General features: G+C 64.8%; 10 protein-coding genes. 2 read left to right on the forward strand and 8 right to left on the reverse strand.

Going from position 1 to position 12,887, the window contains the following annotated elements; genetic code table 11:
* Positions 1-7 precede the first annotated feature (7 nt).
* The 7 genes from KMZ29_RS19485 to KMZ29_RS19515 all read right to left on the reverse strand — a co-directional run bounded on the left by KMZ29_RS19485 (position 8) and on the right by KMZ29_RS19515 (position 8,828).
* A complete protein-coding gene (locus tag KMZ29_RS19485) occupies positions 8-2,752 on the reverse strand; it encodes a nitrate reductase (protein ID WP_215620747.1) in 2,745 nt (914 codons plus the stop codon).
* A gap of 13 nt (positions 2,753-2,765) precedes the next feature.
* On the reverse strand, positions 2,766-3,983 hold the full coding sequence (locus KMZ29_RS19490) for an NAD(P)/FAD-dependent oxidoreductase (protein WP_215620748.1): 1,218 nt from the start codon (positions 3,981-3,983) through the stop codon (positions 2,766-2,768).
* Positions 3,984-3,992: 9 nt separating this feature from the next.
* Positions 3,993-4,418 carry a globin family protein gene (locus KMZ29_RS19495; protein WP_215620749.1) on the reverse strand — a complete coding sequence of 142 codons (426 nt, stop codon included), beginning with the start codon at positions 4,416-4,418 and terminating at the stop codon, positions 3,993-3,995.
* Between the two features lie 89 nt (positions 4,419-4,507).
* The gene (locus tag KMZ29_RS19500) at positions 4,508-5,299 is read right to left on the reverse strand and encodes an ABC transporter ATP-binding protein (protein WP_215620750.1); all 792 of its coding nucleotides are present in this window, start codon (positions 5,297-5,299) and stop codon (positions 4,508-4,510) included.
* 11 nt (positions 5,300-5,310) lie between these two features.
* Positions 5,311-6,222, reverse strand: a complete 912-nt coding sequence (ntrB, locus tag KMZ29_RS19505) for a nitrate ABC transporter permease (protein ID WP_215620751.1) — start codon at positions 6,220-6,222, stop codon at positions 5,311-5,313.
* A gap of 60 nt (positions 6,223-6,282) precedes the next feature.
* Positions 6,283-7,599 carry a CmpA/NrtA family ABC transporter substrate-binding protein gene (locus KMZ29_RS19510; RefSeq protein WP_215620752.1) on the reverse strand — a complete coding sequence of 439 codons (1,317 nt, stop codon included), beginning with the start codon at positions 7,597-7,599 and terminating at the stop codon, positions 6,283-6,285.
* Between the two features lie 317 nt (positions 7,600-7,916).
* Positions 7,917-8,828 carry an intradiol ring-cleavage dioxygenase gene (locus tag KMZ29_RS19515; RefSeq protein ID WP_215620753.1) on the reverse strand — a complete coding sequence of 304 codons (912 nt, stop codon included), beginning with the start codon at positions 8,826-8,828 and terminating at the stop codon, positions 7,917-7,919.
* A 142-nt stretch (positions 8,829-8,970) separates the two neighbouring features.
* Between KMZ29_RS19515 and KMZ29_RS19520 the strand changes: the two genes are divergently transcribed.
* Positions 8,971-10,245 carry a serine hydrolase domain-containing protein gene (locus tag KMZ29_RS19520; protein WP_215620754.1) on the forward strand — a complete coding sequence of 425 codons (1,275 nt, stop codon included), beginning with the start codon at positions 8,971-8,973 and terminating at the stop codon, positions 10,243-10,245.
* Between the two features lie 135 nt (positions 10,246-10,380).
* A complete protein-coding gene (locus tag KMZ29_RS19525) occupies positions 10,381-11,889 on the forward strand; it encodes a sensor histidine kinase (RefSeq protein ID WP_215620755.1) in 1,509 nt (502 codons plus the stop codon).
* A gap of 140 nt (positions 11,890-12,029) precedes the next feature.
* Here KMZ29_RS19525 and KMZ29_RS19530 read toward each other — a convergent pair whose 3' ends face one another.
* A complete protein-coding gene (locus KMZ29_RS19530) occupies positions 12,030-12,764 on the reverse strand; it encodes a cytochrome c biogenesis CcdA family protein (protein WP_215620756.1) in 735 nt (244 codons plus the stop codon).
* Positions 12,765-12,887 lie beyond the last annotated feature (123 nt).

The following is a 12,887-nucleotide window of genomic DNA, read 5'->3' on the forward strand; positions in this document are numbered from 1 at the left end:
CTACAGTCTAATTGGCCGCCGCCAACTGACGTTGTTCGGGATCGGCGGAGCCGGCCTGCGCGATCAGCCGTTTCAGTTCCGGAATGCATGAGCCGCAATTGGTGCCGGCCTTCAGCTTGGCGCCGATCTCGGCGGCGGTGCGCGCCCCGCCAGCGATGCTGTCGCAGATCGTGGTGCGGCCGACGCCGAAGCAGGCGCAAACGATCGGTCCGGCGCTGGCCAGCCCGTCGGTCGATTTGCCCGACAGCAGCATGCGGCGCTGCTCGTCGTCGAGTCTGTCGGCCGCGAACAGCTGCTTGACGACGTTCCAGTCGCCGGCGTCCTGCGCCGGCCCGATGAACAGGCAGGCTTCGATACGGTCGGCGGCAAAGCACGCGGCGCGGTAAACGCCGCCGCCGAAATCCTTGTATTCGGCGAGATCGTCGCCGGCCACCGACTTCAGCCAGGACTGCCATCCCCTGAGATCGGCATTGTCGGCGAGCAGATAGCCGTAGCCGCCGGGCACCGCCACCCGCGCCCACCAGGCATGATCGGGCAACGCGAGCGGCGTCCGCGACAGCGCAAAGCCCCGGAATACATATTCGTAAGGCGCGATCGACGCCGGCGTTGCCTTGTTCTCGGGCTGGCCGGAGAATGGATCGGTGAACGGCGCCACCAGCGCGCCGACGCGCGAGCCGGTCGCGGTCGCCTCGCTCCAGTGGATCGGCGCGAACAGCATGCCGCGCTGCTGCCGTTCGCTGACGACGACCTTGAGTGTGCATTGCCCGTGATCGGTGGTGACGCGTGCGAAGCTGCCGTCGGTCACGCCGAATTTCAGCGCGTCGTCGGGATGAACCTCGACGAACGGCTCCGGCAGATGCTGGCCCAGCCGCGGACTGAGGCCGCTGCGGGTCATGGTGTGCCATTGATCCCTGATGCGGCCGGTATTCAGCCGCAGCGGCCGGCCGGCGGTGGTCTCCGTGCGCAGCGCGGGGATCTCCGGCGCAATGAAACGCGCCTTGAAGTCGCTTGAGAAGAAGCCGCCATTGGCAAAAAAGCGCGGCTGTGGCTGGCTGTTGTCCAGGCGCGTCGGCCACTGCACCGGCGCCAGCGCATCGAAGGCTTGGTCCGACAGCGACTGCAAGGCGCCGATGTCGAAATCGCGGCCGCCATTGTTCTCGAACGCCGACAGTGCGGCGTGCTCGCGGAAAACGTCGGCAGCGGAATTGAAATCGAACGCCGCGCCGAAGCCGAGCCGTTTCGCCACTTCGCTGAGGATCCACCAGTCCGGCCTGGCCTCGCCCGCCGGAGCGAGGAAGGCGCGCTGCCGCGAGATCCGGCGTTCCGAATTGGTCACCGTTCCGGACTTCTCGCCCCAGGCCTGCGCCGGCAGCAGCACATGCGCTCCGGCGTTCACGGTGTCGTTGGAACGCACATTCTCCGAAACCACGAACAGCTCGAGTTTCTTCAGCGCGGCGCGGGCGGCGTCGGCGTCCGGCAACGACACCGCCGGATTGGTGCCGATCACCCACAGCGCCTTGATCTCGCCGCGCGCGATCGCCTCGAACATCTGGACCGCCTTCAGTCCCTCATGGGTGGCGATGCGCGGGGCTTTCCAGAACCGGCGCACGCGGTCGATGTCGGGCGGCGAAAAGCCCATATGGGCGGCGAGCTGGTTGGCGAGCCCGCCGACCTCGCGGCCGCCCATCGCATTGGGTTGCCCGGTCAGCGAGAACGGCGACGCGCCCGGCTTGCCGATCCGTCCCGTCGCGAGATGGCAGTTGATGATGGCATTGACCTTGTCGGTGCCCTGCGCCGACTGGTTGACGCCCTGCGAGTACAGCGTCACCACGCGCGGGGTCGCGGCGAAGATCCGGAAGAAATCCGCCACATCCTGTTCGGAAAGCCCGGTCGCCAGGGCCGTCGCGCCGACGCTGCCGGCGATGCTGCGTGCCCGCGCCAGCGCCTCGTCGAAACCGCTGGTGTATCGTTCCATGTAATCTGAATCGAGCGCGCCGCTGTCGGCAAGATGCACCAGCAGGCCGGAGAACAGCGCCGTGTCGGTGCCGGGCTTCAGGCCCAGAAACAGCTCGGCATCGCCGGCCGTATCGGTCCGCCGCGGGTCGATCACGACCATGCGGGCGCCGCGCTTCTGCTTGTTGGCGAGCATGCGCTGGTACAGAACCGGATGGCACCATGCCGCGTTGGAGCCGACCAGCACCAGGAGGTCGGCCTGTTCGAGATCCTCATAGCAGCCGGGCACGGTATCGGCCCCGAACGCGCGGCGGTGACCGGCGACCGAGGAGGACATGCACAGCCGCGAATTGGTATCGACATTGGCGCTGCCGATGAATCCCTTCATCAGCTTGTTGGCGACGTAGTAATCCTCGGTCAGGAGCTGCCCGGAAAGATAGAACGCGACAGCGCCGGGTCCATCGCGCTTGACGATGTGCGCGAAACGATTCGCGACATGGTCGAGCGCGTCGCTCCAGGCCACCTGCTCCATGGTGCCCTTGCTGCAGCGGATCATCGGATAGAGCAGCCGGTCTTCGAGCCCGAGGGTTTCGCCGAGCGCCGAGCCTTTCGAGCACAGCCGGCCGAAATTGGCGGGATGTTCGGGATCGCCCGAGATCGCCGCACCGCCGCGGCCATCGGGCGTCGCCAGCACGCCGCAGCCGACGCCGCAATAGGCGCAGGTGGTGCTGATAGCGCCAACGGGTCCGCGCGGAGCGCGGCCCGATGATAAACTCAGTGTGGGATCGACGGCCGTCATGTCAGCAACCGGGTCACGCCGCCTCCGAGGCAAGCGCCAGCGAGCGCCCGAACATCATGTCGGCACGGATGCCCGCGATGGGTTTGCGGTCCCGGATCAGTTCGAGATACCAGAGCGCATCTCCGACGTCGCCGACCAGCACCGCGCCGGTGAGCCGGCCCGCCGAGATCACCAGCTTCTTGTAGGTGCCGCGCCTGAGGTCCTTGAGCACGATGGCTTCGCTGCCGTCGGCGCCCATGAAATCGCCGGCCGAGAACACGCTGACGCCGGAGACCTTGAGGTTGGTAGCCACCACGCTGCCGTGATAGCTGGCCGCCCGGCCCGCAAGATGCTGCGCCAGCACGCGGGCCTGCTCGTAGGCCGGCTCGACCAGGCCATAGCAAATGCCACGATGCTCGGCGCATTCGCCGATCGCGAACACATCCGCCGCGCCGGTCTGCAGATGATCGTCGACGACGACGCCGCGATTGACCGATATGCCGGCGTCCTTCGCCAGCGCAACGTTCGGCCGGATACCGGCCGCGAAGATCACCGCGTCGGCATCGATCCGGCGGCCGTCCGCCAGTTCGACGCCCTCGACCTGGGTCTCGCCGTGGATACGCGCGGTACTGGCATTGAGCAGGATCTCGATGCCTTTGCGCTCGACCAGCGACTTCAATAATTCCGCCGCCGGCGCATCGAGCTGGCGCTCCATCAGCCGATCCATCAGATGAACCAGGGTCACCGGGGCGCCGGCCTTGGCGAGGCCGTAGGCCGCCTCGAGTCCGAGCAATCCGCCGCCGACCACGACGACGCGTTTCCTGCGGGCCGCCAGCGTCAGCAACAGATCGACGTCGCGGCTGTCGCGAAAGGTATGGACGCCGGCGAGTGCGGCGCCGGGCACGTTGAGCCGCAGCGGCGTCGAGCCGGTGGCGAGCACCAGCTTCGAAAACGCGATACTCTCGTCGCCCGCGATCTTGAGTTCGCGGCGGCCGACGTCGATCCCGGTGGCGACGCAGCCATATTGCAGGGTGACGCCGCGGTTGCGCCACCACGAAGCCGGCCGGAGCTCGATGTCGTGTGAGGCGATCTCGCCCGCGAGCACCGACGACAGCAGCACGCGGTTATAGGCGAGCCGCGGCTCGTCGCCGATCACGGCAATGGCGTAACGTCCGAGTGCGGCCTTCGCCAGTTCGTCGACCAGACGCGCGGCGGCCATTCCATTGCCGACGATGACCAGCGGTTCGCTCACGAGATATCCTTACTCGGCGGCTTGGGCGCTGCCGTAGGCTTCCGAGATCATGTAACCGGACAGCGTCCCGTAGGCCGCGGTCCATGCATCGGCGACTTCAGGCGTCCACGCGGCGCCGAGTCCCTTTTCCAGCGTCCACAGCAGGGCGGCGCCGACCACGGGATAGTGCTCCGCCCTGGCGCCGTAGCCGACATGGCATTTGGCGAGAGCGCTCGCGGCCGGCAAGATCGACTGCAGATTGCCGAGGCCGTTCACGACGGCGGCCAGCATCATCATCAGCTTCTTGCGCTGCTCGGTCATATCGGCGGGAAACATCGCCTTCACTGCCGGCGCGATCTCGAACAGGCGGTCGTAGAACAACACCGCCGCCTGCTCCGATATCGGGACTACCTTGGCGAAACTCTCCTGGACCAGCCTGATTTGCGTCGAATTCATCTCAGCTCTCCTCGCGTGTTGAAACAGAGCCTGTTGGTCGCGAACGGGTAACATTGGTTCAACGTCATGATGTCGGAGCCGTTAAGCGCTTACGCCGCCTCGACAAACCGATGCCGCTCGTAGAGGAATTCAAGCACGCGCTGCCGGCATTTCAGGTAGCCGGCATTGGTGGCGAGCTCGAGCCGCTTGCGCGGCCGCGCCAGCGGCACCTCGAGCACCTCGCCGATCCGCGCGCTCGGCCCGTTGGTCATCATCACGATGCGGTCCGACAGCAGCACCGCCTCGTCGACATCGTGCGTGATCATCAGGATGGTGTTGCCGAGCTTCTGGTGCAGCGCCATCACCGAATCCTGCAGATGCGCGCGGGTCAGCGCGTCGAGCGCGCCGAACGGCTCGTCGAGCAGCAGCACCTTCGGCTCCATCGCCAGCGCCCGCGCGATGCCGACGCGCTGCTTCATGCCGCCGGAAATTTCCGCAGGCCGCTTGTCCCTGGCGTGCGTCATCTGCACCAGGTTGAGATTGTGCATGGTCCAGGCGTCGCGCTCCTCGCGGGTCTTGCTCGATGCGAACACCTTGTCGACGCCGAGCCTCACGTTTTCATAGACCGTGAGCCAGGGCAGCAGGCTGTGGTTCTGGAACACCACCGCGCGATCCGGACCCGGCGAGTTGACCTCGCGGTTTTCCAAGAGCACGCCGCCCATCGTGGCCGAGGTCAGGCCTGCCACGATGTTGAGCAGGGTCGACTTGCCGCAGCCGGAATGTCCGATGATCGAGACGTATTCGCCCTTGTCGATCGTCAGGCTGATGTCCTTCAGCACCTCGGTCGAGGAGTTGCCGCGGGTGAAGACCTTGTCGATGTGATCGAGCTTCAGATAGGTCATGACGGTTCCCTTCAGTTCAGCGCGGTGCCGCGGGTCACGATCTTCGCCAGTCCCGCGATCATGCGGTCGAGCACGAAGCCGATGATGCCGACGTAGAACAGCGCCAGGACGATTTCGCTGATGTGCGAGGAATTCCACGCATCCCAGATGAAGAAGCCGATACCGACGCCGCCGATCAGCATCTCCGCCGCCACGATGGCGAGCCAGGACAGGCCGATGCCGATGCGCAGGCCGGTGAAGATGTAGGGCGCCGCCGCCGGGATCATGATCTTCCAGAAGAACTCCAGCGGGTTGAGCTGAACCACGGCTGCGACGTTGCGGTAGTCCTGCGGGATGTTGCGGATGCCGACCGCGGTGTTGATGATGATCGGCCAGATCGAGGTGATGAAGATCACGAAGATCGCCGAGGGCTGGCCGTCGCGGAATGCCGCCAGCGACAGCGGCAGCCAGGCCAGCGGCGGAATGGTGCGAAGCACCTGGAAGATCGGGTCGAGCCCGCGCATCGCCCAGACTGATTGTCCGACCAGCGTGCCGAGCGCGATGCCGGCGACCGCCGCCAGCGAATAGCCGAGCGCGACGCGCTGCAGGCTGGCGGAGAGATGCCAGAACAGTCCCTTGTCGATGCCGCCGCGATCGAAGAACGGATCGAAGATCAGTTCCTTGGTTTCCTTGAACACCCGCGACGGCGGCGGCAGGGTCGAGCCGGCGCGCCGGCAGACCAGTTCCCAGAACAGCATTCCGAGCGCCAGCACAATCAACGGCGGCACCACGCGCACCGCGGTCTCCTTCGCCATCTTGATGTATTTCTCGGCGCGCGGCGGCTGCTTCGGCGTCATCGCGACGACCGGCGCCGCGGCGACCGGCGCCGCGGTAACCGGAATTGCCGCGGCATCGGGTTCGGTTTTCATGGCATGCATATTCATCGGGAGTGTGTCTCCGTGTTCGATGGGCGGGCCGCACGCAGGCGTGCGGCCCGGTTTGGATCAGACGTCAGCACGCTTGATGGACAGCGACTTCAGGTAGGCCGCCGGATTCTCCGGATCGAACACCTTGCCGTCGAAGAAGGTTTCCTTGCCGCGGGACTTCGAGGCCGGGATATCGGAGGCGGCAACGCCGAGCGCCTTGGCGGCATCGCGCCAGATATCCTCGCGGTTGACCTTGGCGATCAGCGCCCTGGAATCGAACCCGGGTTCGAATTTGCCCCAGCGGATATCCTCGGTCATGAACCAGAGGTCGTGGCTCTGGAATGGATAGGAGGCGAAGTCGCGCCAGTACTTCATGATGTGCGGGCTGTTCTCGACCACCTTGCCGGTGCCGTAGTCGAACTTGCCCTTGGCGCGATCGAGAATGTCCTCGACCGGGCAGTTGATCCACTGCCGCTTGCCCATGATGGTCGCGAGTTCTTCCTTGTTCTCGGCCTTGTCGGCCCACTGCTGGGCTTCCTGGACCGCCATGGTGATGGCCTGCGCAGCCTTCGGATTCTTGTCGACCCAGGCGGCGCGCATGGCGAAGGATTTCTCCGGGTGCTTGCTCCAGATTTCGCCGGTGTTGACCGCGGTGTAGCCGATGCCCTGATGCACGAGCTGGCCTGGCCATGGCTCGCCGACGCAGAAGCAGTCCATGGTGCCGACCTTCATGTTGGCGACCATCTGCGGCGGCGGGACCGTAATGGTTTCAATGTCCTTGTCGGGGTCGATGCCGCCGGCGGCGAGCCAGTAGCGCAGCCACAGATCGTGGGTGCCGCCCGGGAATGTCATCGCCGCCTTGATCGACTTGCCGGCGGCTTTCTTCTTCTCCAGCGCTTCCTTGAACGACTTGACGTCGATGCCAACCTTGAGGTCGGCATATTCCTTGGAGACCGAAATGCACTGCGCATCGAGATTGAGCCGCGCCAGGATGTACATCGGCGTCGGCTGATTGTTCTGCGTCACCTTGCCGGCGGAAATCAGGTACGGCATCGGGGTCAGGATATGCGCGCCGTCGATGCCGTTGCCTTCCGAGCCGAGCACGAGGTTGTCGCGCGTCGTGCCCCAGGAGGCCTGCTTCTGCACTTCGACATCGGGCATGCCGTGTTTGGCGAAGTAGCCCTTGTCCTTGGCGACGAACAGCGGACCGGCATCGCTGAGCGCGATGAAGCCGAGCTTGGCGCCCTTCACTTCCGGACCCGCACCTTGCGCGAAGGCGCCGGCGGGGAAATTCAGCCTGGCGGCGGCGAGCAGCGCTGCCGATCCAGCGGTGGCCTTGAGGATCTGACGGCGGCTGAGGCCGTTGCGGGAGGTCTGGTCAATGCGCTTCGTCATGGGTGCAGGCGTCCTTTGTGAGTATGGCCGTCCGTCCGGTGTCACCGCGCTGAGCGCATAGAGGCACGCTCTGGGGAGGCCCCAGTCCGGCGGTGTCACAATTCGGATGATTGATCTCGAGGGACGGCTTCAATGGCGTCGGCACAAGCTATTCAAGCTTCGTGCCAAGCGGCAGAACAACAAAAAACGTATATTTTTTAGATAGTTACTGAAATTGCATAATTTATGTGCATGCCCAATATTGCATCCGAAATTTGCGTATGGCTCATTTCTTGTGCGACGCACAAGAAATGAGCAGTCGCTTCAGCAACTGTTTTTCAGGCGTCCTCGGACGCCGCCATCAACGGCTTCGGCGCCATTCCCTGGCCGGGCTTGATGTGGAATTCATAGGTCATCAGGTGCCAGGGCGTGGGCGCCGGCTTGCCGTCCGGCATCAGCGGATCGGTCCGCTTTTCGATGTGGGCGACGAGTTCGTCCTTGACCCCGAACACCACGTCGGAGTCCAGATATTTGTCGCCTTCGATGAAGACGTGGGTGATCAGCGGCTCGTAGCCGGGCGCATTGACCAGGAAATGCACATGCGCCGGCCGCATCGCATGGCGGCCGACCTGCAGGATCATTTCCCCGGCCGGGCCGTCGGTCGGGATCGGATAGCTGCACGGCAGGATGGTGCGAAAGAAGAACCGGCCGTCGGCGTCGGTGATGAACCGCGCCCGCGATGACGGGCCCTGCGTCGCATAGGTCGGCTTTTGCGAGTCGTAGAAGCCGTCATCGTCGGCATGCCAGACATCGACCGGGACGCCCGCCAGCGGCTTGCCCTTGAGGTCGGTAACGCGGCTCTGCACGAACATCCGCTCTCCTTCCAGGGTGGCGGAGATGTCGGTGCCGTGCGGCGTCTCCTTGTGTTCGCCGACATAGAACGGGCCGAGCACGGTGGTCTCGGTGGCGCCGTCGCGCTCGCGATGGTTGACGGCATCGACCAGCATGGAAACCCCGAGCACGTCCGACAGCAGGATGAACTCCTGCCGGATCGGGGTGCATTTCTGGCCGGTGCGGGTCAGGAAATCGATCGCATAGTCCCACTCCTCGAAGGTGAGATCGGTCTTGCGCACATATTCGTGCAGCGATTTCACCAGCTCCTGCAGCAGGAATTTGGCGCGCGGATTCGGCGTGTCCTCAAAACTCTTGATCACGGCGGCGGTCAGTTCGGTGTCGTTGAATTGAGGCATTTGGGCTGTCCTGCGGGGGGTACGCGATAGCGGGCAAGAGCCTACACCAGCCGACGGCCCGGGGTAAGCATGCGGGCGGTTGGAACGGGGCGCCCTTTTCGGCTATCAAGGCGGACCGCGACCGCCCCGGAGACCCGCCCCGATGCTAGCCCCGACCCCCGCCTCCCCCGAATCCGCCGGCATGTCCAAGGCCGCCTTCGACCGCGTCGAAGCGCACCTGAAGCACCGCTACGTCGATGCCGGCCGTTTTCCGGGCACGCAACTTCTGGTCTACCGCCGCGGCAAGGTCGTCCACTCGACGGTGCAGGGCTTTGCCGACCTCGAGCGCAAGGTGCCGGTCAGGGACGACACCATCTTCCGCATCTATTCGATGACCAAGCCGATCACATCGGTGGCCTTCATGATGCTGGTGGAGGAAGGCCGCGTCGCGCTCGACGAGCCCGTCCACAAATACATCCCGGAATGGAAGAACCTCGGTGTGTTCCAGGCCGGCGTCGCGCCGGCGTTCCTGACCAGGCCGCCGACACGGCCGATGCTGATCGTCGACCTGCTCCGGCACACTTCCGGACTGACCTACGGCTTCCAGCAGCGCTCCAATGTCGACGCCGCCTACCGTGAAAAGAAGATCGGCGAGGTCGTGACAGCGGGTACGCTGCAATCGATGATCGACGAGCTCGCCGGGATTCCGCTTGAATTTTCCCCAGGCGAGGCCTGGAACTATTCGGTCTCCACCGACGTGATCGGCTACCTCGTCGGCAAGATCAGCGGCATGCCGTTCGAACAGTTCTTGAAGCAACGTATCCTCAATCCGCTCGGCATGAACGACACCGACTTCTTCGTGGCGGCCGACAAGGCGCACCGGTTCGCGGCGTGCTATTCGGCCGACCCGAAGGGCGGCATGACCTTCCACGCCACCGACCGCAAGGGCGGCCTGACGCTGCAGGACGACCCGGCCACCAGCTCGTACCTGTCGCCGCCGTCGTTCATTTCCGGCGGCGGCGGATTGTGCTCGACCGCAGCCGACTATCTCACCTTCTGCCGCGCGCTGCTCAATGGCGGCGAACTCGGCGGCGTCCGGCTGATCGGTCCGAAGACGCTGGCGCTGATGACATCAAATCATCTGCCCGGCGGATGCGACCTGCCGGCGATGTCGCGGTCGATGTTCTCGGAGGCGACCTATAACGGCATCGGCTTCGGCCTCGGCTTCTCGGTCACGATGAACCCGGCGCTGACGCTGATTCCCGGCAGCGCTGGCGAGTATGCCTGGGGCGGCGCCGCCACGACGTCGTTCTGGATCGATCCGGCGGAGGAGCTGATCGCCATTTTCATGACCCAGGTGCTGCCGTCGAGCGCCTATCCGGTGCGGCGCGAACTTCGCACCATGGTGTACTCGGCAATTACCGACAGCAATCTCTGAGATTACGCCGGGTTCCGCTGCGTCTCTCCCCAAGGTGTAACCCGGCGGCAGCCGAAAACCTTGGCGAAGTCGCGAGGCTTCTCCTATGCTCCCCGCATTCGGCGTTACCGCCGGATGCCATGAGCCGGGACCCCCGTGCGAAAACTCTCACTGCCAGTGCGTCTCGCCCTGCTGGTTGCGGGGACCACGCTGCCGCTGATCATTTTCGCGGTCGGGATCGTTTTCAACAATTACGAGCAAGACCGCAGGGACGCCAAGCAGCGCGTGGTCGAGACCGTGCGCAGCATTCGCCTCGTTCTCGATGCCGAGATGCAGCGGATGACCGGCGGGCTTCAGGTGCTGTCGCTGACCAACGCGCTGCGGGACCGCGACTTCGAGGGCTTCCGCCGCATCGCCGCCGGTTTTCTCGAGCAGTATGGCAAGGACGGCGTCGTGCTGGTGGCCGACCGCGAGGGCCGTCAGGTGTTTTCCTCGATCACCGCGGATACCGCCAATTTGCCGCCGCGCAACAATCGCGCCATCGTGGACAAGGTGTTCGCGACCGGGAGCCCGCAGTACTCCAACCTGTTCTTCGGCGCGGTGAAGCAGCAACTGATCGTGACGGTCGAGGTGCCGGTGGTTCGCGACGGCGAGGTGCTGTACGACATTTCCTTCAGCCCACCGGCCGAGATTTTTCAGGCCATCATCGAAAAGCAGCGTCCCAGCCAGGACTGGACGATTTCGATCTTCGACGGCGACGGCGTCAATTTCGCGCGGGTGCCGAACCCGCAGGAGACGGTCGGCAAGCGCGCCTCGCCGACGCTGCACGACGCGATGTCTCGCGCACCGGAAGCCACCTTGCAGACCGTATCGCGCGAAGGGGTACCGCTGATCACGAGCTATGCGCGGTCCTCGCTGACCGGCTGGACGGTGGCCGCCGGGATTGCGGAGAGCTCGCTGGTCGGACCGCTCTGGCGCAACCTCGCCATCACCAGCTTGATCGGCGGCATTCTGCTGCTGATCGGCCTCGCCTTCGCGGTGCGGATGGCAACCGTGATCGCCCGCGGCGAGATGCTGCATGATCTCCTGATCGAGGAACTCAATCACCGCGTCAAGAACACGCTGGCCATCCTGCAGTCGATCGCCACGCAGACATTTCGCAGCGCGAGCCGGACCGAGCGCGAGAAGTTCGAGGGCCGGCTCGGCGCGCTGGCGCAGGCGCACAATCTGCTGAGCCAGGACAAGTGGCAGAGCTCCGAACTCAGAGACGTCATCGGCCGCGTGGTGCAGCCCTATCTGTTCAACACGCCGGAGCGGCTGCGAATGTCCGGACCAGACGTGCCGCTGTCGCCGCGGCTGTCGGTGGTGCTGTCGATGATCCTGCACGAGATCGCAACCAACGCCGCGAAGTACGGCGCGTTGTCCAACGACACCGGCAAGGTCGAGCTGGACTGGGAAGTGATCACGGAAGACGTCAAACCACAGCTACGGTTGATCTGGACCGAGTCCGGCGGTCCTCATGTCACGGCCCCGGAACAGCGCGGCTTCGGATCGCGGCTGATCGAGCGCAGCGCACGCGACCAGCTCGCCGGCGAAGCTACCGTCGAGTTCCTGCCCCACGGCGTGGTCTACACCGTGACCTGCACGCTGGAGGATGTCGGCTAGGCATTGGGTGAGGCCATCTCAGCCGCACATCCGGCAAGATAGAGCGTTTTCAAGCGAAGTGGATACCGGTTCGCATGAAGAAAACGCGTCAAAACAAGAAGGTAGAGCCCCGTTCCGATTCAATCGGAACGGAAAAGGCTCTAGCCAAAACTCTGCAACGCCGGGAACGTCTCCAACAGCCAGATGCTGACGCTGGATACCGCGCCGGTGAGAAAGCCGATACCGGTGACGACCATCAGCACGCCCATCGCGCGCTCGACGGTGGGCAGATGCCGCTTCATCCGCGCAAACAGCGAGGAGAACTGCTCGACCATGAAGGCCGCGATCAGGAAGGGAATTCCGAGGCCCGCGGAATAGATCGCGAGCAGGCCCGCCCCCTTGGTCACCGTCGCCTCGGCGGCGGCGACTGACAGGATGGCGGCGAGGATCGGGCCGATGCAGGGCGTCCAGCCGAACGCGAACGCGAGTCCCATCACGTAGGCGCCCCACAGACCCACCGGCCTCGGAATCGGCAGCCGCCCCTCCCGCATCAAGAATCCGATCCGCGTCAGGCCGAGAAAGTGCAGGCCCATCACCATGATGACGACCCCGGCGACGATGGAGAGCTCCGCCGACCAGGCGCGGATCAGGCCGCCGATCAGTGAGGCGCTGGCGCCGAGCGCCACGAACACGGTGGAGAAGCCGAGCACGAACATGCCGGCCGAAATCATCACCGCGCGCTTCGAGGCCGTTTCCGTCTCGTCATTGGCGACATGCTCGATGGTCGCGCCGGTGAGGTAGATCAGATAGGGCGGCACCAGAGGCAGCACGCAGGGCGACATGAAGCTGACCAGACCGGCGATCAGCGCCGCGGGGATCGTGACATCTTGAATCATGCGGTCATTGCCATCGTTGCTGTCCGGCTGAAGGGAGGTTTTATCAGGTGGAATCGATCGGGAGGCCGGTCCATGTCTAGCATCTCCGTGACCGCCGGAACCGCACGAAAGCCGCTCTGTCGC

Origin of the sequence: Bradyrhizobium sediminis, from assembly GCF_018736085.1 — a bacterium.
GTDB classification, from domain to species: Bacteria; Pseudomonadota; Alphaproteobacteria; order Rhizobiales; family Xanthobacteraceae; genus Bradyrhizobium; species Bradyrhizobium sediminis.